This window comes from Streptomyces sp. S4.7, assembly GCF_010384365.1.
Lineage (GTDB): Bacteria > Actinomycetota > Actinomycetes > Streptomycetales > Streptomycetaceae > Streptomyces.
This window is the reverse complement of the sequence record NZ_CP048397.1, coordinates 1722796-1746905: the sequence shown is the minus strand read 5'-3', so window position 1 is coordinate 1746905 and position 24110 is coordinate 1722796. Positions and strand designations below refer to the sequence as shown.

The window sequence follows — 24110 nt, the reverse complement described above, 5'->3', positions numbered from 1 at the left end:
GGGCGCGGGATTCGCGCGCAGCCGTCGGCAGGCTGAAGGGCCGGGCCCGGGGATTCTCCCCGGGCCCGGCCCTTTTTCGCTCGCGCGGGGCCGGATCCCCGCCCCCGTCGTCAGACCTTGCGCAGGTGGAACGTCAGCGACAGGCCCTCGTCCGTGAACGCCGGGCCGAACGTCGCGTCCGGGGCGCCCGGTTCGAAGGTCAGGGCCAGGACCTCGTCCGAGATCAGCGGTGTGTGGGCCGTCAGCGCCGCGTGGGTCTCGTCCGTCGTGGTCGACCAGCGGACGGCGATGCGGTCCGCGACGTCCAGGCCGCTGTTCTTTCGGGCCTCCTGGATCAGGCGGATCGCGTCGCGGGCCAGGCCCGCCAGGCGCAGCTCCGGGGTGATCTCCAGGTCCAGTGCCACCGTCGCGCCCGAGTCCGACGCGACCGACCAGCCCTCGCGGGGGGTCTCCGTGATGATCACCTCGTCCGGTGCCAGCGAGACCGGTTCGCCGTCGACCGTGACCGACGCCGTCCCGTCCCGCAGCGCGGCGGACAGCGCCGCCGCGTCCGCCTCGGCGACCGCTTTCGCCACCGCCTGGACGCCCTTGCCGAACCGCTTGCCCAGCGCCCGGAAGTTGGCCTTCGCCGTCGTGTCGACGAGCGATCCGCCGACCTCCGAGAGCGACGCCAGTGACGAGACGTTCAGCTCCTCCGTGATCTGCGCGCGCAGTTCCGGCGACAGCGTCTCGAAGCCCGACGCCGCCACCAGCGCCCGCGACAGCGGCTGACGCGTCTTCACGCCCGACTCGGCCCGTGTCGCGCGGCCCAGCTCGACCAGCCGCCGTACCAGCGTCATCTGCCGGGACAGCGTCGGGTCGATCGCCGACAGATCCGCCTCGGGCCACGTCGAGAGGTGCACCGACTCCGGAGCGTCCGGCGTGACGGGCACGATCATGTCCTGCCAGACCCGCTCCGTGATGAACGGGGTGAGGGGGGCCATCAGGCGCGTGACCGTCTCGACGACCTCGTGGAGCGTACGGAGGGCCGCCTTGTCGCCCTGCCAGAAGCGGCGGCGTGAGCGGCGTACGTACCAGTTCGACAGGTCGTCGACGAACGCCGACAGCAGCTTGCCGACGCGCTGTGTGTCGTACGCCTCCATCGCGCGCGTGCTCTGGTCGACCAGCGCGTGCAGCTCGCTCAGCAGCCAGCGGTCGAGCACGGGCCGCTCGGCCGGCGCCGGGTCCGCCGCGGACGGGGCCCAGCCGGACGTGCGCGCGTACAGCGCCTGGAAGGCGACCGTGTTCCAGTACGTCAGCAGCGTCTTGCGGACGACCTCCTGGATCGTCGTGTCACCGACCCGCCTCGCCGCCCACGGCGAGCCGCCCGCCGCCATGAACCAGCGCACCGCGTCCGCGCCGTGCTTGTCCATCAGCGGGATCGGCTGAAGGATGTTGCCCAGGTGCTTGGACATCTTCCGGCCGTCCTCGGCGAGGATGTGCCCGAGGCAGACCACGTTCTCGTAGCTCGACTTGTCGAAGACGAGGGTGCCGACCGCCATCAGCGTGTAGAACCAGCCGCGCGTCTGGTCGATGGCCTCCGAGATGAACTGCGCGGGGTAGCGCTTCTCGAAGAGGTCCTTGTTCTTGTACGGGTATCCCCACTGTGCGAAGGGCATCGAACCGGAGTCGTACCAGGCGTCGATGACCTCGGGGACACGCGTCGCCGTCCCACCGCAGGTCGGGCAGGGGAAGGTGACCGCGTCGATGAACGGGCGGTGCGGGTCGAGCGACGACTGGTCCTCGCCGCTCAGCTCGGTCAGTTCGGCGCGCGATCCCACGCAGGTGAGATGGCCGTCCTCGCAGTGCCAGATGGGCAGCGGCGTGCCCCAGTAGCGGTTGCGGGACAGGGACCAGTCGACGTTGTTGTTCAGCCAGTCCCCGTACCGGCCGTGCTTGACCGAGTCGGGGAACCAGTTGGTCTTCTCGTTCTCCTGAAGGAGGCGGTCCTTGACGGCGGTCGTGCGGATGTACCAGGACGGCTGCGCGTAGTACAGCAGCGCCGTGTGACAGCGCCAGCAGTGCGGATAGCTGTGCTCGTACGGCACGTGCCGGAAGAGCAGACCCCGGGCGTCCAGATCGGCGGTGAGCGCCTCGTCGGCCTTCTTGAAGAAGACGCCGCCGACGAGCGGTACGTCCTGCTCGAACGTGCCGTCGGGACGGACCGGGTTCACCACCGGGAGGCCGTACGCCCGGCAGACCACGAGGTCGTCCGCGCCGAACGCGGGGGACTGGTGGACCAGGCCCGTACCGTCCTCCGTCGTCACGTACTCCGCGTTGACGACGTAGTGCGCCCGGGAGTCCTCGGGGAACGGGATGAGGGCGAACGGACGGTCGTAGGACCAGCGCTCCATCTCGCGGCCCGTGAACCGCTCACCGGTCAGCTCCCAGCCGTCCTCGCCGAGCGCCTTCTCCACCAGCGGCTCGGCGACGACGAGCTTCTCCGTGCCGTTCGTCGCGACGACGTACGTGACGTCGGGGTGGGCGGCGACCGCGGTGTTGGACACCAGGGTCCAGGGCGTCGTCGTCCACACCAGGAGGGCGGCCTCACCGGCCAGCGGGCCGGAGGTCAGCGGGAAGCGGACGAAGACGGACGGGTCGACGATCGTCTCGTAACCCTGCGCCAGCTCGTGGTCCGAGAGGCTCGTCTGGTCACGCGGGCACCACGGGGCGACCCGGTGGTCCTGGACGAGCAGGCCCTTGTTGAAGATCTCCTTCAGCGACCACCAGACGGATTCGATGTACTCGGGGTTCATCGTCTGGTACGCGTCGTCCAGATCGACCCAGTAACCCATACGGGTCGTCAGCTCGGAGAAGGCGCCGGTGTGCCGGGTCACCGACTCGCGGCACCTCTCGTTGAACTCCGCGATGCCGTACTTCTCGATGTCCTGCTTGCCGGTGAAGCCCAGCTCCTTCTCGACGGCGATCTCCACCGGCAGGCCGTGACAGTCCCAGCCGGCCTTGCGGGCGACGTGGTAGCCGCGCATCGTACGGAAGCGCGGGAAGACGTCCTTGAAGACGCGGGCCTCGATGTGGTGGGCGCCGGGCATGCCGTTGGCGGTGGGCGGGCCTTCGTAGAAGACCCACTCCGGGCGGCCCTCGGACTGCGCCAGGGTCTTGTCGAAGACCTTGTTCTCACGCCAGAAGGCGAGCACGGCGTGCTCGAGGGCGGGCAGGTCGACCTGGGCGGGCACCTGGCTGTACAGCGGTGTCGTCATGGACGAAACTCCTCCAACGGATCTGCGGTGTCTCCGTCGGAGGGACGAGAGCCTCCGGCTCCCGCGGTACCACCCTCCTTGGCCCCGGGCGTCGCCGCCCTCGGCCCCCTCATTGGGGTCGCGCTGCCGGGTCTACGGCCCCGCGTACTGCCAGGGCTTTCTTCCGGCGGCTCCGGGGTGATGCTTCACTCCGTGCCCTGCCCCCGGGCTCGCACCGTCCCCGGGTCGCTCATGGCCGCTCTCGGAGCTACTCGTCCCCATCCACGCCTCTCGCTGGCCCCAGTGTACGGGGCCGTGACAGGGGCGGCCGACCGCTTTTCCGGCGGGCGCGCGAGGGCCCCGGACAGGTGTCACGGGGCGGGAGCGCGGCCTGCGCGGTCCGCGGCGCCGCCGCTGACCCGAATGGGTCCGGCGGGGCCCGCGGACTTCCCCGAGCCGCCCGTGGGGCGGATTACCCGGCGGGGAGCTGGGCACAACCGATGACAGGCTCGCCTTGTCACCGGCGGAGGCGGGTCTCACCGGCAGCGTGCCCCGTTGCCGCGTGGCTGGTGTCGATTTATCGTCCCAGCACGACTCGCGTGCAAGATCACAAAATGTGAAGGGGCCGCGGCATGGTGGCGAAGAAGACCGCCGCGAAGAAGACAGCGGCCGGGAAAGCGGCTGTGAAGAAGGCAACGGCCGAGACGGCAGCCGCCGAGAAGCCGGCTGAGAAGAAGGCACCGGAGCGACAGACACCGGCTACGCACGCACCGGCCGCGGAGGAGACCGCCGCGGCCGAGCCGGAGCACCAGGCACCTGCGAAGAAGACCGCGGCCAGGAAGACGGCGCCTCCCAAGAAGGTTGCCGCCAAGAAGGCCGCGAAAAGGGCCGCGTCCGCGGCCGAGGGGGCGGCCGAGGCCGCGGAACTGACGGGAGCCAAGACGGTGGCAGCGAAGAAGACAGCGAGTAAGAGGCCGACGGCGGCCACGGGCGCCACAGCGACCGCGGTGCCCCCGGCGCGTGGCACCACACCCCCCGGAGAGCTCGCGGTGAGGCCCGGCGAGGACCCCTGGACGGAGGAGGAGGTCGCCGAGGCGCGGGCCGGCCTGGAGAGCGAGGCGGCCCGGCTGAACGCCGAGATCTCGGCGTCGGAGCAGGCGCTCGCCGGGCTGATGCGGGACTCCGGCGACGGCGCGGGCGACGACGACGCCGACACCGGCACCAAGAACATCACACGGGAGCACGAGATGTCCCTCGCGGCGAACGCGCGCGAGATGGTCGAGCAGACGGAACGGGCGCTGCTGCGCCTCGACGCCGGTACGTACGGCCTCTGCGAGGTCTGCGGCAAGCCGATCGGCAAGGCCAGAATGCAGGCGTTCCCGCGGGCCACGCTGTGTGTCGAGGACAAGCAGAAGCAGGAAAGGCGAGGCTGAGACCGTACGCGTGTGCCGTACCCTCGACGCTAATCGGGATCTAACTTGAGGGACTCACGTGGCAGAGGCGGAGCGCGTCATCGGAGCGCCGGATGTTGACGACGAGGGCGCGGCTCCCGCCGAGCCGGTCCGGGGAAAGCGCAAGATCGTCGCGCTCTTCTCCGTGGCACTGGTGGCCTACCTGCTCGACCTCGGCAGCAAGATGCTCGTGGTGGCCAAGCTGGAGCACCACGAGCCCATCGAGGTCGTCGGCGATCTGCTGAAGTTCGAGGCGGTGCGCAACGCGGGCGCGGCCTTCGGCATCGGTGAGGCGTACACCGTCTTCTTCACGTTCGTCGCGGCGACCGTGATCGTGGTGATCGCGCGACTGGCCCGCAAGCTCTACAGCGGGCCGTGGGCGTTCGCGCTCGGTCTGCTGCTCGGCGGGGCGCTCGGCAATCTCACCGACCGGATCTTCCGCGAGCCGGGGGTGTTCAAGGGCGCCGTCGTGGACTTCATCGCGCCGGCGAACTTCGCGGTGTTCAATCTCGCCGACTCCGCGATCGTCTGCGGCGGTTTCCTGATCGTGATCCTGTCCTTCCGCGGTCTCGACCCCGACGGGACGGTCCACCGCGACTGAACGGCGCCCGCACGCCGTCCGCACGCCGCCCCGGGGCCGGTGTGCGCTGTCCGTGGGCGGTCAAGCCTTGCGGGCAAGGCATACTCGACGGGTGAGCACCGTTCCCGATATCCGCACCCTGCCCGTTCCCGATGGCCTTGAGGGCGAGCGCGTCGACGCCGCCATCGCCCGCATGTTCGGGTTCTCCCGTACGAAGGCGGCCGAGCTGGCCGCCGCCGGGAAGGTGCAGGTCGACGGGGCCGTGGTCGCCAAGTCCGAACGGGTGCGCGGCGGCGCCTGGCTGGAAGTGGAGATGCCGGAGCCCGTGGCCCCGGTGCGGGTCGTGGCCGAGCCGGTCGAGGGCATGGAGATCGCGTACGACGACGACGACATCGTCGTGGTCGTCAAGCCGGTCGGCGTGGCCGCGCACCCGAGCCCCGGCTGGACGGGTACGACCGTCATCGGCGGTCTGGCCGCCGCCGGTTACCGCGTCTCGACCTCCGGCGCCGCCGAGCGCCAGGGCGTCGTGCACCGGCTGGACGTCGGCACGTCCGGGCTGATGGCCGTGGCCAAGTCGGAGCGCGCGTACACCTCGCTCAAGGCGCAGTTCAAGGAGCGGATCGTCGACAAGCGCTACCACGCGCTGGTGCAGGGGCATCCGGACCCGATGAGCGGCACGATCGACGCCCCCATCGGGCGGCACCCGAACCACGACTACAAGTTCGCCGTGACCGCCGAGGGCAAGCCGTCGGTCACGCACTACGACCTGATCGAGGCGTTCCGCTCCGCCTCGCTGCTGGACATCAAGCTGGAGACGGGCCGTACGCACCAGATCCGGGTGCACATGGCCGCCCACCGCCACCCGTGCGTCGGGGACCTGACGTACGGCGCCGACCCGACCCTGGCCAAGCGGCTGGGGCTGACCCGGCAGTGGCTGCACGCGATGAAGCTGGGCTTCGAGCATCCGTCGGACGGCCGGTGGGTGGAGTTCGAGAGCACGTACCCGGACGATCTCCAGAGCGCGCTGGACAAGGTACGGGCCGAGAGCAACGCGTGAGCGCGGGCGGGACCGGAGCCGGCCCGCGGCCCGGCGGCGGGGTGGTGTACGAGATCCGGCCGGCCGCCGGCGCGGCCGACCGTGAGGCGTGCTTCGAGGTCCGACGGCGGGTGTTCGTCGTGGAGCAACTCGTCCCCGAGGAGCTTGAGTTCGACTCCCACGACGCCCTGGACGCCGCTGCCGCGCATGTGCTCGCGGTGCGCGGCGACGGGCTGCCGCTCGGTACGGCGCGGCTGCTGTACGGCCCGGAGGCGGCCGACCGGACCGGCGGTGACCCGGCGGTCGGCTCGCTCGGCCGGCTCGCGGTGGCCGAGGAGGCGCGCGGTCTCGGGATCGGCGTCGCGCTGGTGCGGGCCGTGGAGGACCTGGCGCGCGAGCGCGGTCTGCTGGTGGTGGACCTGCACGCGCAGACGCGGGCGCTGGGGTTCTACGAACGGCTGGGCTACGAGGCGTACGGCGTGGAGTACGAGTCCGTGGGGATCCCGCACCGGGGTATGCGGCGCCTGCTGTAGGGGGCCGTGCGGTGGCCGGTACCGCGGTGACACGGGGCGTTCAGGGGCAACCGGGTGATCTCGGACGTCCCTCGTGGAGCAATCGTTAGGAAACTTTCCCAACACTGTTGACGGTAATTGGAAACAACCTTAACTTTCACTCACTTGCTGTCATGCCTCTGACAGTCGCTCTCCCGTACCGGACCCCACCCGAAGGGAGCACCACCCCATGTCCCAGCACGCCACCTCCCACCCGCCTCGCGCACCCCGCACCCGAGGCCGGCGCGGCCGCAAGGCACTCCTCGCCGTCTCCGCGCTCGGTATCGTCACCGCCATGCTGTCCCCGATGAGAGCGGGCGCCGCCACCGCTTCCACCGGCACCGCGGCACCCGCCGGCGTCGCCTCCCCCATCAGTGAGAACGGCCAGCTCAAGGTCTGCGGCACCCGCCTCTGCAACAGCCAGGGCCAGGCCGTCCAGCTGCGCGGCATGAGCACGCACGGCACCCAGTGGTACTCCCAGTGCGTCACCGACGGCTCGCTCGACGTCCTCGTCAACGAGTGGCGGGCCGACGTGCTGCGCGTCTCCACATACGTCCAGGAGGGCGGCTACGAGACCGACCCGCAGCGCTTCACCGCCCTCGCCCAGAAGTTCGTGGACGGCGCGCACCAGCGCGGTATGTACGCGGTGATCGACTGGCACATGCTCAGCCCCGGCGACCCCAACTTCAACCTCGAACGGGCGAAGACCTTCTTCACCGCCATGGCGAAGAAGTACAAGGACAGCCCCGGCGTCCTCTACGAGATCGCCAACGAGCCCTCCGACATGAGCTGGGCGACCGTCAAGTCGTACGCCGAGAAGATCATCCCCGTCATCCGGGCCCAGGACCCGGACGCTGTCGTCCTCGTCGGCACCCGCGCCTGGTCCTCCTTCGGCGTCTCCGACGGCGCCGACGAGAAGGAGGTCGTGAACAACCCCGTCAACGCCTCCAACATCATGTACACGTTCCACTTCTACGCGGCCTCCCACCGCGACGAGTACCTGGCCGCGCTCGACCGGGCGTCGGACCGACTGCCCGTCTTCGTCACCGAGTTCGGCACCCAGAACTACGCGGGTGAGGGCGCCGACGACTTCGGCCGGTCGCAGCGCTTCCTCGACCTGATGAAGCGGAAGAACATCTCCTGGACCAACTGGAACTACTCCGACGACCACCGCTCGGGAGCGGTCTTCAAGGAGGGCTCCTGCAACGCCGGCAATTGGTCGGGCAGCGGCGTCCTCAAGGAGGCCGGAGTCTGGATCCGGGACCGGATCCGCGAGTAACGGTCACGGGCGGCGCACTGCCGAAACGTCTCCTCGCGACCCGGAAGCGGGCTGCGAGGAGCAGCGCCTCGCCGGGTTTCACCGGCCCGCGTGGCAGGGTTGAGAGGCCTTGATCGTCAGGACTCACGACTCCCGGAGGGCGCACCGTGGCCCAATTGGCGCCGCTGCTCGTGCTGTTGCTGGGCGCCGTGGTGACGGTGCCACTCGGGGAGCGGCTCAATCTGCCGTCGCCGGTGCTGATGACCCTCCTCGGGATCGTCCTGGCGCTGCTGCCCTTCGTACCGAACGTCGACGTGCCGCCGGACCTCATCCTGCCGCTGGTGCTGCCGCCCCTGCTGTACGCGGCCGTACAGCGCACCTCCTGGCGGCAGTTCACCGCCAATGTGCGGCCGATCCTCCTGCTCGCCGTGGCGCTGGTCTTCGTCACGATGGCCGCGGTGGCGACCGTGGCCAACTCCGTCGTCCCCGGACTGCCGCTCGCCGCCGCGTTCGTACTCGGCGCGCTCGTCGCACCGCCCGACCCGGTCGCCGCGACCGCCGTCGCCGGATCCCTGGGACTGCCCCGGCGGCTCGTCTCCATCCTGGAGGGCGAGGGCCTGTTCAACGACGTCACGGCGATCGTGCTCTACCACGTGGCCGTCGCCGCCGTGGTCAGCGGCACCTTCTCCTGGCCGAGCGCGGCCGGGACGCTGGTGCTCTCCGCCGTGGTCGCGGTCGCCATGGGCGTCGTGCTCGGCTGGATCACCAACAAGCTCATGGCGCTGCTCGGCGACGCGCCCCTCCAGGTCGGACTGACCCTGCTGGTGCCGTTCGTCAGCTACGTACTCGCCGAGGAACTGCACGGCTCCGGCGTCCTCGCCGTACTGACCACCGCCCTCTTCCTGGCCGAGCACTCGGCGGACGCCGACGACGTGATGGGACGGCTCGCCGGGAACACCTTCTGGGAGGTCGTCGACATCCTCGTCACGGGCATCGCCTTCGGGCTCATCGGACTCGAACTCCACAACGCCTTCGGCGCCGCGGACGGCCATCTCGGGGAGACGCTCGGCTGGTCGGCCGCCGTCGTCGGGGTCGTCGTCGGCGTACGGCTGCTGTGGCTGCTCCCCGCGGTCTGGGTGACCAAACGGCTGCACAAACTCCGGGACTACGACGAGGAGATCCCGGTCAGCCGGCGGGAGACCATCATCATGTGGTGGGCCGGGATGCGCGGGGTCGCCTCGGTCGCGCTGGCGCTGGCCATCCCGCTGGAGACCGACGACGGGACACCCTTCCCCGGCCGTGAGGAGATCATCTTCATCGCCTTCGCCGTCATCATGATGACGCTCGTCTTCCAGGGACTCACCCTGCCGTGGCTGGTGAAACGGCTCGGTGTGAGCGCCGACATCGAGGCCGAGCGCGGGTTCGAGCACGAACTGGCCGTACGCGCCGCCAGGGCCGCCAAGCGCCGCCTCAAGGAGATCGAAGAGGTCGAGGAACTGCCCGAGGAGCTGAGCGAACGCCTGGCTCGCGGGGCGTTCGACATCGGCGCGAGGATCAGCCCGGACGTGGTGGACGACGAGCGGCGCGACTGGTTCGCCAAGCGCAGCCAACGGGTCGAGACCCTCCAGCGGATCCAGCGCGAGATGATGTCGGCCGCCCGGCACGAGGTCCTGTTGGTGCGCAGCGAACCGAACGCGAACCCGGAAGTGGTGGACCGGGTGCTCAGATATCTGGACGTGCACAGCATGCGCTGAGGCCGGGCCCTCGACAGGGCCGGCCTCGGCGCGGTGGCCGTCAGCCGCGTCCGGTGCGCGGGTCGCCGTCCGCGTTCTCCGTCACCGCCGGGTCGGGCTCGTGGTGCGCCGCCGGGCGCGCCACGACGCCGTTCTTCCCCTGCCCCTGCGCGGGGAGCACCGCCGCCTGCGTGGTCGCGATGCGCGGCAGCGCGTACGGATGCTCGTCGGCCAGCCATCCGATCAGCTGCTCCCGCACGGTGCAGCGAGCCGTCCAGATGTCGTCCGCGTCCTTCGCCGTGACGACGGCCCGCACCTCGATGGTGCTCGGGGTGGTGTCGGTGACGGCCAGACTCCAGTCCCGGCCGTCCCAGGCCGCGCAGTCCTGGAGGATCTCGTGCAGCTTCTCGCGCATCAGCCTGACCGGTGCCGAGTGGTCGAGCTGGAGGAAGACGGTGCCGGTCATCTGGACACCGCCGCGCGACCAGTTCTCGAACGGCTTGCTCGTGAAGTACGACACCGGCATCGTGATCCGGCGCTCGTCCCACGTCCGTACCGCCAGGAACGTGAGCGTCACCTCCTCGACCACACCCCACTCGCCGTCCACCACGACCGTGTCGCCGATCCGCACCATGTCGCCGAAGGCGATCTGGAAACCGGCGAAGAGATTGCCGAGGGTGGACTGCGCGGCGACACCGGCGACGATGCCGATGATGCCCGCGGAGGCCAGCATGGACGTACCGATCGTCCGCATGCTGGGGAAGGTGAGCAGGATCGCCGCGACCGCCACCACCACGACCACGGCGGTCACGATGCGCATGATCAGCGTCACCTGCGTACGGACCCGGCGGACCTTCGCCCGGTCGCGGGCCGATGTCGCGTAGCGCGCGTACGTCGACTCCACGACGGCCGACGCGATGTGGATCACCAGCCAGGCACCGGCGGCGATCAGGGTCAGCGTCAGCAGCCGGCCGATGCCGGACTGGTGGTCGGCGACGATCCACCAGCCGGTCTCGCGGTACGTGGTACGCAGCAGTGCGGTCAGGAGGACGACCTGGAGCGGCAGCCGACAGCGTCGCAGCAGTCCCCACAGCGGGGTTTCCGGGTGCCGGGCGTCCGCGCGGCGCAGCGCCAGGTCGACGACCCAGCCGAGCAGCAGCGTGAGGACGACCGCGCCACCCAGCACGGTCAACGGTCGCAGTACGTTCTCCATGGCTCCGGATTCGGACGAGGGGGCCCACCTGGCAGGATGGGCGGATGGACGTCGTTCTCTTTCACTCGGTCTACGGGCTCCGCCCGGCGGTGCACGCGGGGGCCGAACGGCTCCGCGCTGCCGGACACCACGTGCACGTGCCCGACCTCTTCGAGGGCCAAACCGCCGAGACCGCCGAGGAGGGCAGGGCGCTGAAGGACAGGATCGGCTCCGACGAACTGCTGAGGCGCGCCGTACTCGCCGTGGCGCCGTACTCGGAGCGCGGTCTGGTGTACGCGGGATTCTCCTTCGGAGGATCGGTCGCGCAGACACTGGCGCTGGGGGACGCGAAGGCCCGCGGACTGCTGCTGATGCACGGCACGTCGGACATCGCGGCGAACGCCTCGGTGGACGATCTGCCCGTACAGCTGCATGTCGCCGACCCGGACGTGTCCGAGCCGCACGACTGGCTGACCGCCTGGTACCTGCGGATGCGGGAGATCGGGGCGGACGTGGAGATCTACCGCTATCAGGGCCCCGGACACCTCTACACCGACCCGGATCTCCCCGACTACGACGAGCGGGCCGCCGAGCAGACCTGGCGCACCGGGCTGGCCTTCATCGAGTCCCTGGACGACCGGGCGTAGGCGCTCGGTCGTCCGGCTGCTGCCCAGCCCTTCGACTGCCCGGTCCTTCGGCCGTCTCCCGGCCGCGCCGGTGCCTCAGTCGCGGGTGCAGCGGCCCTTGGTGCCGCCGCCGGGCGCCGGGCTGCACAGATACCGCCGGTCGGCCGCCTCGTCGCTGATGTAGCGGCCGACACAGGCGCTGTTCGAGTCGAGGCCGCGCGTGCGGCACCAGTCGACGGCGTGCGAGCCGCTGCCAAAACCGGAGACGTAGAACATCCAGTAGCCCGGTTTCAGCGAGGCGTGGTCGTCGCTGTCCAGGTACCTGGCGTTGGTGATCCCCTTGCCGCGGGGCGCGTTCGCCTGCTTGTCACGCGCGGCGGAGCCCGCGGACTTCTCCGTGGAGGCGAGCTGCGCGACCCAGTTGCCGGTCAGGTCGCGGCTCGACGGGGCGTCACCGCTGTCGTCGTCCGTGTCGGCGTCGGTGGGGTCGGCGTCCGGGGCCGAGCCCGTGCCCGCTGTCGGCGAGGCCGACTTCCCGTCAGGGCTCGGGGACGGCGCGGACTTTGTGGGGGAGGAGCCGCCGGTCCCGCCCGTGTTGCCCGCCGAGGGCGTGCCGGGATCGTCCCGCAGGGCGAAGACCAGCGCCGTCGCCGCCACCAGCGCGACGGCCACGGCCACGGCGGCGGCGACGACCGGCGCACGGCCGCCACGCCGCTCGGGAGCGCCAGACCGTGCGGTCGCGGGCGCCGACCCCGGAGGCGGGGCCGGGTGCGGTGACGCGGGCGGCGTGTCCTCCGTGACGGTCACCCACGCCCACTCCGGCGTCGTACCCGACTCGACCTGGGCCAGCATCAGATCCAGCCGGGCCGCGTCGGGCCGCGCCGCCGGGTCGCGTACCAGCAGCGCGTTCAGTACGGAGGCGAGCGGCCCGGACCGTACGGGCGGCGGGACGGATTCGTCCAGAACGGCGGCGAGCGTCGCCAGGGTCGTGGCGCGGCGCAGCGGGCTGACGCCCTCCACACAGACGTACAGCATCACGCCCAGCGACCACAGGTCGGACGCCGGGTCGTCGTCGTGGCCCCGGATGCGTTCCGGGGCGAAGTACTCGGGCGATCCGACGAGTTCGCCGGTCGCCGTGAGCGAGGTGGAGCCCTGGAGGGCCGCGATCCCGAAGTCCGTGAGGACCGCGCCGCCGTCCGCGCGCAGCATGACGTTGGAGGGTTTCACGTCGCGGTGCTGGATGCCCACGGCGTGGGCGGCCCGCAGCGCGGACAGCACCTGACGGCCGATCCCGGCCGCCTCCACGGGGGTCAGCGCGCCGCGCGCGAGCCTGTCCTGGAGCGTGTCGCCGGGCAGCAGCTCCATGACGATCCACGGATGCGGCCCGTCGTCGACGATGTGATGGATCGTCACCACACGCGGATGGCTGATCCTCGCCAACGCCGTGCCTCACGCAGGACTCGCTCGCGCAGCACGTGTCCGGTTCGGGGCGTGGCGGCGACCGTCGCGGCGTCCGGGGACCGGACCTCCTTCAGCGCCACCTCTCGGTGGAGCACGGCGTCGCGTGCCCGCCACACCGTCCCCATGCCGCCGCTGCCGAGCCGCTCCAGCAGCTCGAAACGCCCGTCGACGATTCTGTTCTCCGTGCCCCCGGTCATGTGGATCAACGTACGGGCCGACGTGGGCCGACCCGCACGCTGTTACCTCCCGGTTGCCCCGCGGTGACCCCGCGGCGTCACCCCGCTAGCGCCTTGGCGATCGCCGCGTCGTACTCCGGGACGGTCTGCGGGGCGTTGTCGCTGCCCTCGGCCGTGACCGTCTTTCCGTCCATCCGGAGCGTCGGGGTGCCCTGCACGCTGCTGCTGTCGAACGTGGCCGACATCTTCATCGCCCAGGCGTCGAACGTGCCGCTCTCGACGTTCTTCCTGAACTCGGCGTTCCCCTTGAGCGCGTCCACCGAGTCGGCGATCTTGATCAGGGCGCCGTCGTCGGCGAACTTGTCGTCGCTCTCGCTCGGGTGGTTCTGCGCCGAGTAGAGCGCGGTCTTGTACGCCGTGAACGCCTCGGGGCTCACGTCGAGCGCGGCGCCCAGCGCGGACAGCGCGTTCTTCGAGCCCTCGCCGTTGTCCGTGTTGTCGATGAACGTGGCGCCGATGTACTTGATCTTGTACTTGCCCGCGTCCACGTCCTGCTGGATCGTGGCGCCGACCTTCTGCTCGAAGGTCGCGCAGATCGGGCAGCGGGAGTCCTCGTACAGCTCCAGGGTCTTCTCCGCCTCGGGCTTGCCGATGACGACGGTCGTGCCGTTCGTGCCCGAGGTGTGCTTCGGGGCGGTGACGGACTTCACGTCCTTGGCCGCCTCCCAGTGCGAGGGCTTGTTCGCCTGGACGACGGCGAAGCCGACACCGCCGACGATCGCGAGGATCGCGACGGTGGATCCGGCGACGAGGACCTGTCGCCGGGCCCGGTCCTTCTTCGCCTGCCGCTCGCGCTCCTCGCGCAGCCGCTCGCGGGCGGCGGCCTTGTTGGCGTTGCTGTTGCGTGCGCTCATGGTGGGTCACTCCGTGTGGGGTCGAACGAGACGCGTGGGCGCGGATGCGAGCGCGCCGCTGCGCGGGGGACCGGCGGCGGCCGGAGGTGGCCGCCGACGTCGTACTCAGGCCGGGAGAAGGGCCGAGCGCGGTGGTCCCCGTCGTCCGACGGAGTGGGCGAACAGGCGCGTACGGGAAGCGCGCGGGGTGCCGGTGGGGCGCGGGAAGCGCCGTACGGTACGGCGGACCGTGCCGGCCACGGCGACCGCGACCAGCAGCGGCCGGAAGGCGAATCCGGCGACCGCCCGTACCACGCCCGCCAGCGCGGCCTCGCCCCGGCGCAGCCAGAGCGCGGCGAGCAGACCGATCGCGACATGCGTGGCGAGAAGCAGCCACGGGAGCGCGGGGTCGGGGGAGCCGAGCAGGGTGGCCGCCGCGCTCTCGGGCGAGGCGACCGACGAGACACCGGGCAGCGGGGAGCCGAGGCTGCCGCCGCACAGGATGTCGAAGCCGACGGAGCGCAGCGAGCCCGCGACGGGACCGCCCGCGGGTCCGTAGCAGACGGTCTGGCCGGTGGTGAAGATCGTGTCCGCGGCCAGTTCGAGCGGGACGAGCAGGGCCGCGATGCGCCAGAAGCCCCGTTCGCGGCCCGCGAGGGCGTAGGAGACCGGGAACACGACGGCGCACAGGACGGCGACGACGGACACCGGCAGCGGGGACCGCGACAGCAGCACATGGGAACCGGCGGACAACGTCACGGCCAGTGCCGTGAACAGTGCCGCCCGCAGCGCCCTGAGCCGTGCCGCTGATATGTCCATTGCCGCCGAGTGTGCCACGGGAGCCTGTAAGGGGTCCTTAAGGTCCCCGTGGCACGGGTCGGATCCGGCCGGTCGGCCGGGGCCGGAACGGGCCGGGTCAGCTGCCGCCGAGCTGCCCGTTGCGGAAGAGGTCCACGAAGATCTGGTGGTCCGCACGGGCCCGCGCCCCGTAGCTGTGGGCGAACTCCACCAGCAGCTCGGAGAAGCCCTCCTCGTCGGCGGCGATCGCCGCGTCGATGGCCCGCTCGGTGGAGAAGGGCACCAGCGAGTGGCCGCTCTCGTCGTCCGCCGCGCCGTGCATCGTGGCCGTCGCCCGGCCGAGGTCGGCGACGACCGCGGCGATCTCGGCCGGGTCGTCGAGGTCCGACCAGTCGAGATCGACCGCGTACGGGGACACCTCGGCGACGAGCTGGCCCGCGCCGTCCAGCTCGGTCCAGCCGAGCCACGGGTCGGCGTGCGCCTGGAGCGCCCGCTGCGAGATGACCGTGCGGTGGCCCTCGTGCTGGAAGTAGCCGCGCACCCGCTCGTCGGTGATGTGCCGGGAGACGGCCGGGGTCTGCGCCTGCTTGAGGTAGATCACGACGTCGTTCTCCAGGGCGTCGCTGTTGCCCTCCAGCAGGATGTTGTACGAGGGCAGGCCGGCCGAGCCGATGCCGATGCCGCGCCGTCCCACCACGTCCTTGACCCGGTAGGAGTCGGGCCGGGTCAGGCTGGACTCCGGCAGGGTCTCCAGATAGCCGTCGAAGGCCGCCAGGACCTTGTAGCGGGTGGCCGCGTCCAGCTCGATGGAACCGCCGCCGGGCGCGAAGCGGCGCTCGAAGTCACGGATCTCGGTCATCGAGTCGAGCAGCCCGAAGCGGGTCAGTGAGCGGGCGTCGCGCAGCGCGTCCAGGAGCGGACCGTCGGCCGTGTCCAGCGTGAACGGCGGCACCTCGTCGTTCTTGGCGCCCGTGGCCAGCGCGTGGATCCGCTCGCGGTAGGCGGCGGCGTAGATCCGGACCAGCTCGCTGATCTGCTCGTCGCTGAGGGCCTTCGTGTAGCCGATCAGCGCCAGTGAGGCGGCGAGGCGCTTGAGGTCCCAGGTGAACGGTCCTACATAGGCCTCGTCGAAGTCGTTGACGTTGAAGATCAGCCGGCCGTTCGCGTCCATGTACGTGCCGAAGTTCTCGGCGTGCAGATCGCCGTGGATCCAGACCCGGCCGGTGCGCTCGTCCAGATACGGTCCGCCGTGCTGCTCCCGCTCCAGGTCGTTGTAGAACAGGCACGCCGTGCCTCGGTAGAAGGCGAAGGCGGAGGCGGCCATCTTGCGGAATTTGACCTGGAAGGCCGCCGGGTCGGCGGCGAGCAGTTCGCCGAAGGCGGTGCCGAACACGGCGAGGATCTCCTCCCCTCGCTGCTGGTCAGCGGCTTCGACCGGGCGCGGGACCGACATCGGTGGTGCCTCCTGGGGCATGACGAAAAGGGCGGACGGACTGACACACCACCCGCCGGGGGCCGACGGCGCCGTCAGTACTCGCAACGCACGAACGTACCGCTGCGTGCCCGTCCCGCGCTCGTCGACAGGGAGGTTCGCACACCCCGCTCCGGGGTGGCCGGGACATCGACGGACCTCGCTCGGATTGTCGGTGGGCGGTCGTAGACTTCGACGCTGTCCCCCCCAGGGCACCCCTCGCTCGTCCGCTCGTTTCGCTGGAGGCCTCAGCCGTGACCAAGCCGCCGTTCACGCACTTGCACGTCCACACCCAGTACTCGCTGCTGGACGGTGCGGCGCGGTTGGGGGACATGTGCAAGGCGTGCAATGAGATGGGGATGTCTCATATCGCGATGACGGACCACGGGAATCTGCATGGTGCGTACGACTTCTTCCATCAGGCGAAGAAGGCGGAGGTGACGCCGATCATCGGTATCGAGGCGTATGTGGCGCCGGAGTCGCGGCGTAAAGCGGAAGGTGCAGTGGGGGCAGCGGCATCAGAAGCGTGACGACGTCTCGGGTTCGGGTGGTTATACGCACAAGACGATCTGGGCGGCGAACAAGACGGGTCCGCACAATCTGTTCCGGTTGTCGTCGGACGCGTATGCGCAGGGGTGGCTGACGAAGTGGCCGCGGATGGACCGGGAGACGATCTCGAAGTGGTCGGAGGGTCTGATCGCGTCGACGGGGTGTCCGTCGGGTGAGCTGCAGACGCGGCTGCGGCTGGGGCAGTTCGACGAGGCGATGCAGGCGGCTTCGGACTACCAGGACATTTTCGGCAAGGACCGGCATCGACCTGAACGGCATCACCGATCCCGAGCACCCGCGCTACGACGAGGCGGGCGAGATCCGGGGGATGTACGAGAACGAACCGGACGTGAAGAAGGTCATCGACACGGCGAAGGGTGTCGAGGGCCTGGTGCGGCAGATGGGTGTGCACGCGGCCGGGGTGATCATGTCCAGCGAGACGATCACCGACCATGTGCCGGTCTGGGTCAGGCACACCGACGGCGTCACCATCACGCAGTGGGACTACCCGCAGTGCGAATCGCTCGGCCTGCTGAAGATGGACTTCCTGGGCCTGCGGAATCTGACCATCATGGACGACGCCGTCAAAATGGTGAAGGCCAACAAGGGCGTCGAACTCGACCTGCTGTCCCTTCCGCTGGACGACCCCAAGACGTACGAACTGCTGTGCCGGGGTGACACGCTCGGCGTCTTCCAGTTCGACGGCGGTCCGATGCGTTCGCTGCTGCGGCTGATGAAGCCCGACAACTTCGAGGACATTTCCGCCGTGTCGGCCGTGTACCGGCCGGGCCCGATGGGCATGAACTCGCACACGAACTACGCGCTGCGCAAGAACGGGCAGCAGGAGATCACCCCGATCCACCCGGAGCTGGAGGAGCCTCTCAAGGAGGTCCTCGGTCTCACCCACGGCCTGATCGTGTACCAGGAGCAGGTGCAGAAGGCCGCGCAGATCATCGCCGGTTACTCACTCGGCGAGGCCGACATCCTCCGCCGGGTGATGGGCAAGAAGAAGGCCGACGAACTGGCGAAGAACTTCGTCCTGTTCCAGGCCGGCGCCAAGAAGAACAACTTCTCCGACGAGGCCATCAAGGCCCTCTGGGACGTGCTGGTTCCGTTCGCGGGATACGCGTTCAACAAGGCGCACTCCTCCGCGTACGGACTCGTCACCTACTGGACCGCCTACCTCAAGGCGAACTACCCCGCCGAGTACATGGCGGCGCTGCTGACCTCGGTGAAGGACGACAAGGACAAGTCGGCGGTCTATCTGAACGAGTGCCGTCGTATGGGCATCAAGGTGCTGCCGCCCAACGTGAACGAGTCGGTGGCGAATTTCGCCGCGCAGGGCGACGACGTGATTCTGTTCGGGCTGACGGCGGTGCGGAACGTCGGTACGAACGTGGTGGATTCGATCATCCGCTCGCGCAAGGCGAAGGGTAAGTACGCCACGTTCCCCGACTTCCTCGACAAGGTCGAGGCGGTCGTCTGCAACAAGCGCACCGTCGAATCACTCATCAAGGCGGGCGCGTTCGACGAGATGGGCCACACCCGAAAGGGGCTGGTCGCCCACCACGAGCCGATGATCGACAACGTGGTGCAGGTCAAGCGCAAGGAGGCGGAAGGGCAGTTCGACCTCTTCGGCGGCATGGGCGACGGTGACGACGCCTCCTCCGAGCCGGGCTTCGGACTGGACGTGGAATTCTCCGACATCGAATGGGACAAGTCGTATCTGCTCGCGCAGGAGCGGGAGATGCTCGGTCTGTACGTCTCCGACCACCCGCTGTTCGGTATCGAGCACGTGCTGTCGGACAAGTCGGACGCGGCGATCTCGCAGCTCACCGGGGGTGAGCACGCGGACGGCGCGGTGGTGACGATCGGCGGCATCATCTCCGGGCTCCAGCGGAAGATGACCAAGCAGGGCAACGCGTGGGCGATCGCCACGGTGGAGGATCTGGCCGGCTCGATCGAGTGCATGTTCTTCCCCGCGACGTATCAGCTCGTCTCCACCCAACTGGTCGAGGACACCGTCGTCTTCGTCAAGGGCCGCCTCGACAAGCGCGAGGACATCCCGCGCCTCGTCGCGATGGAACTCCAGGTGCCCGACCTGTCGTCCGCCGGGACGAACGCGCCGGTCACCATCACGATTCCGACCGTGGAACTCACCCCGCCCATGGTCAGCAGGCTCGGTGAGATCCTCAGCCACCACCGCGGCAACTCCGAGGTGCGGATCAAGCTCCAGGGCGCGCGCAAGACCACGGTCCTGCGGCTCGACCGGCACCGGGTCCAGCCCGACCCGGCGCTCTTCGGCGACTTGAAGGTACTGCTCGGGCCGTCCTGTCTGGCCGGATAGCCGACAGGGCCCACAGACCAGAGGGGCACGCCCGGGAAACCGGGCGGGCCCCTCTCGCCATGTGCGGCCGGCCGCGTCAGTTGTGGCCGAAACGCTTCTGGCGGCCCTTGTGGGCGGACTCGGACGGCGTGACCTGCTGCTGTATCTGCTCGGCCTTGGCCTCCGACGAGGAGGACGAGGACTGCTCGGAGCCACGCTCGGTGGTCGAACGGTCCTGGTGCTTGCCGCGGTCACGGTTCTTGTTCTTGGCCATGGTGCTGCCTCCTGAGGGATGTTGGGGCCAGGGCCGCGACCAGATTCACATATGCCGTGACTCACCGCATTTTGGATCATCGCTGTCTGTAACGGACCTTGGTTGCACCCTTCCTGGGGGTAGCCCCGGGGGATACGCCACGCCGATGATCCAGTTCCGGCCGTTAAGCCTGTTGCGGTCGGGCAGACTCGAAGGAAACCCGTAGTAACTTCCGATCCCGACGTTCCCGAAAGAGGGTGGAACACGTGGACCGCTGCGTCGTCCTGGTGGACGCCGGTTATCTGCTGGGCGCCGCCGCGAGCCTCCTCGCCGGAGAACCGGCCCGCTCACGCATCACCGTCGACCACGCCGCCCTCATCCAGGGTCTTCGGGAACGCGCCGAGGCCGATACGGAGCAGCCGCTGCTCCGTATCTACTGGTTCGACGGTGCCCCCGACCGGGTGCCGCAGCCCGAGCACCGTCGGCTGCGCGTCATGTCACGTGTCACCGTCCGGCTGGGCGCTCTGACCCGCAGCGACGGGCGCTGGGCGCAGAAGGGCGTCGACGCGGCGATGCACGCCGAACTCACGGAGCTGGCCCGCAATCGCGCCTGCTCGGACGTGGTCCTGGTGACCGGGGACGGCGATCTGCTGCCCGGCCTGATGTCCGCCAAGGAGCACGGCGTCGCCGTGCATCTGTGGGCCGTCCAGGCGGCGGACGGCGACTACAACCAGTCCGAGGACCTGGTGGCCGAGGCGGACGAGCGCCGGGTGCTCGACCGGGCCTGGATCACCAAGGCCGTACGCGCCAAGGACTTCGGCGGGGTCTGCGCGCCACCGCCGGCGACCCGCCCCGAGATCGCGGCCATCCTCTCCGCGCCGCTGCCCGAATCGGCGCTCGCCGCGTCCGCCGAGCGGGCGGCCGAGGCACAGGCCACGTCCGCGCGCAACGGGACGGCGCCGCCCGCCACGGAGCACGCGCCGGGGCACGACCACGGCCCCGAGACCGCGCATCCCGCGCCCCCCGGCACCAAAGGGGTCCCCACCCCCAAGGATCTGGCCGCCCTGCGCGCGCCAGGACCGCAGGTGTCGCCGCCCCCGCCGGCGAACGCGACGCTGCGCTGGTCGTCCGACCGGGGCTGGGTCGAGCGCGCGGGCGGCGCCGGGCAGCTCGGGGAATCGCCGGAGACGGCGTCGCTGCCCACGCTCGCGCAGCTCACCAGCGCCGAGCAGCGCTGGGCCGACCGCGAGGAGGACATCACGACGGTCGGCGGCGATCCGTTCGAGGTGGGCCAGGTCTTCGCCCGGCGCTGGATGGAGCGGCTGCCCGAGGCGAGTCATGTGCAGAAGCTGTCGACGATGTATCCGCGGATCCCGCACCGGATCGACGGCGAGGTACTGAGGTACGCGGCCCGCTTCGGGCTGCTGGCGCACAAGGACGACCAGATCGACGAGCACGACCGGTACGCGATCAGGGCGGGTTTCTGGCGCGAGATCGACGTGCGGGCGGCGGCGGACCGCCCGACCACGACGGACTAGACCCCGCCCCCGGTGCCGTTCGAGGCCCCCGGAGGGTTCGGGGCGGGCCGACCCCGTAGGCTCGCTGTTTGTGAGTACGGTGTGCGCGGTGCGGGAACTGGTCAAGACGTACCCCGCCGCGCGCGGCAGGCGTGGGGCCCCGGCCACCCCCGAGGTGCGTGCCAACGACGGCATCTCCCTGGACGTGCGGCGCGGTGAGATCTTCGGCCTGCTCGGGCCCAACGGTGCGGGCAAGTCCACTCTCGTACGCCAGCTCACCGGTCTCATGCGGCCCGACTCCGGCACCGTCGACGTCCTCGGACACGATCTGGTCCGGCACCCCGAGCGGGCCTCCCGTCTCATCGGCTATCTGGGCCAGGAGTCCACCGCGCTCGACGAGTTGACGGTCGGCCTCGCCGCCGAGACCACGGGCCGGCTGCGCGGGCTCGGCCTGCGCGAGGCGCGCGCCGAGCGCGACGCCGTCCTCGACGAACTCGGTCTCGCGGAACTCGCCGGCCGCCCACTGAAGAAGCTCTCCGGCGGCCAGCGGCGGATGGCGTGCTTCGCGGCCACGCTGGTGGGGGAGCGGCCCGTACTGGTCCTGGACGAGCCCACCACCGGCATGGACCCGGTCGCCAGGCGCGCCGTCTGGGCGGCGGTGGACCGGCGCCGGGCCGAACGCGGCGCGACCGTGCTGCTCGTCACCCACAACGTAATCGAGGCCGAGACCGTCCTCGACCGGGTCGCCGTGCTCGACCGGGGCAAGGTCATCGCCTGCGACACCCCGTCCGGCCTCAAGGAGCAGGTCGCCGGTGAAGTCCGGCTGGAACTCGTCTGGCGCGAACGCGCACCGCTCGATGTCCCCGAGGTCGCCGCGCTGCGCGGATCCGCGCAGGAGTCGGGCCGCCGGTGGGTGCTGCGGCTGGCCCCCGACGAGGCGCGCGCGGCCGTCGCGGCGGTGACGGGCGGCGCGGCCTTCGCGGCACTGGACGACTTCACGCTGGCCACGCCGAGCCTGGAGGACGTCTACCTGGCACTCGGCGGCCAGGTACAGGGCCTGGTGAAGGCATGACGCCTGGCGTCACGGCCGATCTCGCGTTCACGGCTCCGGCCCTCACCCCGCCCGCCACCGGGCGCCGCGCCGTCGCCCCGGCGCGGGTGGTGGCGTCCGTCCCGGCCGCCGTCGGTGCCGTCCCGACCGACCCGGCCACTGTCGCCGATCCGGCTCGCGCCGTTGCCCCTGTCCGCGTCGGCGGGCCCGCGTGCCCCGGCGTCCCGGTGCCCGCCTCCGTCGCCGTCAGCGCCGGTATGAGGCCTGTGCGTACGGGGAGTTCGGCGTGTTCGGGGTGTATGACACGCTGGTCCCGGTTGGCGGCGGGCTCGATGTGCCGCGGCCGTGCCCGTCCGTACGCACCGAACAGGAGCAGCGCCAGGTGAGCATCGTGCCCGCGGAGGCCGTCTCCGGGAAGAGCCGGACAGTGCCGGCCGCCCGTGCCGCGACGGACCGAGTCGATGGGGAGCCGGCGGCGCTGGCGACCCGGGCGCGGCTGCTGCCCTCGCTCGGCGCCGTGTACCGCGCGCAGTTGTCGCGGGCGCGCGTCGCGCGGATCCCGCTGCTGTTCGTCGCGACCTTCCAGTCCGTCGGGATCATGATCCTGATGCGCGGTGTCGTGGACGGCGGCGCCGAGGCGCGGGCGGTGGTGGCCGGGTCGAGCGTGCTCGTCGTGGCCTTCGTCGCGCTCAATCTGCTCGCCCAGTACTTCGGTCAGCTCCGCGCCACCGGCGGCCTCGACCACTACGCGACGCTGCCCGTGCCGCCCGCCGCCGTGGTGCTGGGCGCGGCCGGCGCGTACGCCTCGTTCACCGTGCCAGGCACGGCCGTGACCGCCGTGACAGGCAGTCTGCTCTTCGATCTGCCGATGACCCATCTCTGGGTGCTGGTCGCCGTGATCCCGCTCTCCGGTGCGGCCCTGGCCGGTCTCGGCGCGGCGCTGGGGCTGCTCGCCCCGCGCCAGGAGCTGGCCACGCTGCTCGGGCAGCTCGGCATGTCCGCCGCGCTGCTGCTGGGTGTGCTGCCGGCCGACCGGCTGCCGGGGCCGATCACCTACGCCAGGGACCTGCTGCCGTCCACGTACGGCGTGGAGGCCCTGGCCCGCAGCTTCGACAGGCATCCCGACTGGCCGACCGTCGCCCTCGACCTCGCGGTCTGCGCGGCAGTCGGTGTGGTCTCGCTGGCCGTCGCGACGTGGGCGTACCGGCGTGCGGCGGTCCGATGAGGCACGGCCGTGCCCGGCCTGGCACGATGGCGGGGTGACAGCACCCCTGACGCCGCCCCACCAGCCGCCGAACGACGACCCCTGGCAGAAACCGCAGGGCGCGGGATCGACCGCGGCCCACGTCGCCCACGCGGACGGGACCGACATCAGGGCCGAGGTGAGGCAGGCGGCCGTCGTGACGGTCGCCGTGGCCCTCTCCGGTGTCCTGCTCGGACTGCTCTGGCTCTGGCTGTCGCCCCGGGTGCCGCTCGTCGCCGGTGACTCCGCCGTGTTCCTGAAGGACACGGAGGGCGAGGAGGCGATGGGCGCCGACGGCACGTTCGTGCTGCTGGCCCTGGGGTTCGGCGCGGTCAGTGCCGCTCTGGTCTGCTGGTTCCGCCGGCGCGGCGGTGTCCCGCTGGTCGTGGGGCTGGCGCTGGGCGGGCTGCTCGCGTCGGGACTGGCCTGGCTGGTCGGCTGGGGGCTGGGCCCGGACGACGTGGTGACGCAGGCACGCGCGGTGGGGGAGGGCGCGACGTTCGACGCCCCGCTGGAGCTGAACGCGCGCGGCGCGCTGCTCGCGTGGCCGGTGGCGGCGATGCTCGTACACCTGGCGCTCACGGCGCTGTTCGCGCCGCGCGATCCGGAGCCGGAGTGGGTGCCGTTCGGGGCGCCGTACCTCCCCGCCGACCGGCAGGACGGGCCCGGCGAGGGACACTGACGGGGCTGGGCCGCCCCTGGGGCCGCC

The 24110-nt window shown here is 70.8% G+C and carries 17 protein-coding genes and 2 pseudogenes; 12 read left to right on the top strand and 7 right to left on the bottom strand.

The genetic code is table 11. The annotated features are described in order from the left end of the window. Positions 1-110: 110 nt before the first annotated feature. Complete coding sequence (gene ileS, locus SSPS47_RS07685) at positions 111-3257, bottom strand: isoleucine--tRNA ligase (RefSeq protein WP_164249740.1); 3147 nt, start codon at positions 3255-3257, stop codon at positions 111-113. Between the two features lie 611 nt (positions 3258-3868). On the opposite strand from ileS, the gene SSPS47_RS07680 reads away from it, so the two are divergent. From SSPS47_RS07680 to SSPS47_RS07655, 6 genes are all read left to right on the top strand, one after another. Next, a complete protein-coding gene (locus tag SSPS47_RS07680) occupies positions 3869-4669 on the top strand; it encodes a TraR/DksA C4-type zinc finger protein (RefSeq protein WP_164249738.1) in 801 nt (266 codons plus the stop codon). Positions 4670-4727: 58 nt separating this feature from the next. Beyond that, positions 4728-5288 carry a signal peptidase II gene (gene lspA / locus SSPS47_RS07675; RefSeq protein ID WP_164249736.1) on the top strand — a complete coding sequence of 187 codons (561 nt, stop codon included), beginning with the start codon at positions 4728-4730 and terminating at the stop codon, positions 5286-5288. 91 nt (positions 5289-5379) lie between these two features. Further along, positions 5380-6324, top strand: a complete 945-nt coding sequence (locus SSPS47_RS07670; RefSeq protein ID WP_164249734.1) for an RluA family pseudouridine synthase — start codon at positions 5380-5382, stop codon at positions 6322-6324. Beyond that, on the top strand, positions 6321-6836 hold the full coding sequence (locus SSPS47_RS07665) for a GNAT family N-acetyltransferase (protein WP_239064805.1): 516 nt from the start codon (positions 6321-6323) through the stop codon (positions 6834-6836). Before SSPS47_RS07670 ends, SSPS47_RS07665 begins: the two co-directional genes overlap by 4 nt. A 208-nt stretch (positions 6837-7044) precedes the next feature. Beyond that, positions 7045-8133: a glycoside hydrolase family 5 protein gene (locus tag SSPS47_RS07660; RefSeq protein ID WP_164249732.1), complete on the top strand. Its 1089-nt coding sequence runs from the start codon at positions 7045-7047 to the stop codon at positions 8131-8133. Between the two features lie 146 nt (positions 8134-8279). Beyond that, entirely contained in the window at positions 8280-9866 is a 1587-nt protein-coding gene (locus tag SSPS47_RS07655; protein ID WP_164249730.1) for a Na+/H+ antiporter, read from the top strand. A 40-nt stretch (positions 9867-9906) separates the two neighbouring features. On the opposite strand, the gene SSPS47_RS07650 is transcribed toward SSPS47_RS07655, so the two are convergent. Then, on the bottom strand, positions 9907-11058 hold the full coding sequence (locus SSPS47_RS07650) for a mechanosensitive ion channel domain-containing protein (protein ID WP_164249728.1): 1152 nt from the start codon (positions 11056-11058) through the stop codon (positions 9907-9909). An 8-nt stretch (positions 11059-11066) separates the two neighbouring features. Here SSPS47_RS07650 and SSPS47_RS07645 point away from each other — a divergent pair, with 8 nt between their 5' ends. Continuing rightward, entirely contained in the window at positions 11067-11684 is a 618-nt protein-coding gene (locus SSPS47_RS07645; protein ID WP_275405189.1) for a dienelactone hydrolase family protein, read from the top strand. 75 nt (positions 11685-11759) lie between these two features. Here the strand turns inward: SSPS47_RS07645 and SSPS47_RS07640 are convergent. From SSPS47_RS07640 to SSPS47_RS07625, 4 genes and pseudogenes are all read right to left on the bottom strand, one after another. Then, positions 11760-13321: pseudogene (locus tag SSPS47_RS07640) on the bottom strand (serine/threonine-protein kinase). Positions 13322-13398: 77 nt separating this feature from the next. Beyond that, the gene (locus tag SSPS47_RS07635; protein ID WP_164249724.1) at positions 13399-14214 is read right to left on the bottom strand and encodes a DsbA family protein; all 816 of its coding nucleotides are present in this window, start codon (positions 14212-14214) and stop codon (positions 13399-13401) included. 105 nt (positions 14215-14319) lie between these two features. After that, positions 14320-15012 (bottom strand): hypothetical protein, encoded by a 693-nt coding sequence (locus tag SSPS47_RS07630; RefSeq protein WP_164249723.1) that lies wholly within the window; start codon positions 15010-15012, stop codon positions 14320-14322. Positions 15013-15109: 97 nt separating this feature from the next. Continuing rightward, complete coding sequence (locus SSPS47_RS07625) at positions 15110-16444, bottom strand: DUF2252 domain-containing protein (RefSeq protein WP_164249721.1); 1335 nt, start codon at positions 16442-16444, stop codon at positions 15110-15112. 272 nt (positions 16445-16716) lie between these two features. Between SSPS47_RS07625 and dnaE the strand changes: the two are divergent. Next, positions 16717-19358, top strand: a pseudogene (dnaE, locus tag SSPS47_RS07620) (DNA polymerase III subunit alpha). Between the two features lie 76 nt (positions 19359-19434). On the opposite strand, the gene SSPS47_RS34765 reads toward dnaE, so the two are convergent. After that, positions 19435-19611, bottom strand: coding sequence for a hypothetical protein (locus tag SSPS47_RS34765; protein WP_187279965.1), 177 nt, complete (start codon positions 19609-19611; stop codon positions 19435-19437). Positions 19612-19847: 236 nt separating this feature from the next. Here SSPS47_RS34765 and SSPS47_RS07615 point away from each other — a divergent pair, with 236 nt between their 5' ends. The 4 genes from SSPS47_RS07615 (at position 19848) to SSPS47_RS07600 (ending at position 24083) form a co-directional block, all read left to right on the top strand. Next, entirely contained in the window at positions 19848-21128 is a 1281-nt protein-coding gene (locus tag SSPS47_RS07615; RefSeq protein WP_164249719.1) for an NYN domain-containing protein, read from the top strand. A 79-nt stretch (positions 21129-21207) separates the two neighbouring features. Then, the gene (locus tag SSPS47_RS07610; protein WP_187279977.1) at positions 21208-22179 is read left to right on the top strand and encodes an ABC transporter ATP-binding protein; all 972 of its coding nucleotides are present in this window, start codon (positions 21208-21210) and stop codon (positions 22177-22179) included. Between the two features lie 406 nt (positions 22180-22585). After that, positions 22586-23383, top strand: a complete 798-nt coding sequence (locus tag SSPS47_RS07605) for an ABC transporter permease (RefSeq protein ID WP_239065229.1) — start codon at positions 22586-22588, stop codon at positions 23381-23383. A 34-nt stretch (positions 23384-23417) separates the two neighbouring features. After that, positions 23418-24083, top strand: a complete 666-nt coding sequence (locus SSPS47_RS07600; protein ID WP_164249717.1) for a hypothetical protein — start codon at positions 23418-23420, stop codon at positions 24081-24083. Positions 24084-24110 lie beyond the last annotated feature (27 nt).

Bases quoted from the DNA above. Each gene is read 5' to 3' on its own strand.
- SSPS47_RS07680 (WP_164249738.1), top strand. From the start codon at position 3,869: ATGGTGGCGAAGAAGACCGCCGCGAAGAAGACAGCGGCCGGGAAAGCG.
- SSPS47_RS07650 (WP_164249728.1), bottom strand. From the start codon at position 11,058: ATGGAGAACGTACTGCGACCGTTGACCGTGCTGGGTGGCGCGGTCGTC.
- ileS (WP_164249740.1), bottom strand. From the start codon at position 3,257: ATGACGACACCGCTGTACAGCCAGGTGCCCGCCCAGGTCGACCTGCCC.
- SSPS47_RS07630 (WP_164249723.1), bottom strand. From the start codon at position 15,012: ATGGACATATCAGCGGCACGGCTCAGGGCGCTGCGGGCGGCACTGTTC.
- SSPS47_RS07635 (WP_164249724.1), bottom strand. From the start codon at position 14,214: ATGAGCGCACGCAACAGCAACGCCAACAAGGCCGCCGCCCGCGAGCGG.
- SSPS47_RS07625 (WP_164249721.1), bottom strand. From the start codon at position 16,444: ATGTCGGTCCCGCGCCCGGTCGAAGCCGCTGACCAGCAGCGAGGGGAG.
- SSPS47_RS07660 (WP_164249732.1), top strand. From the start codon at position 7,045: ATGTCCCAGCACGCCACCTCCCACCCGCCTCGCGCACCCCGCACCCGA.
- SSPS47_RS34765 (WP_187279965.1), bottom strand. From the start codon at position 19,611: ATGGCCAAGAACAAGAACCGTGACCGCGGCAAGCACCAGGACCGTTCG.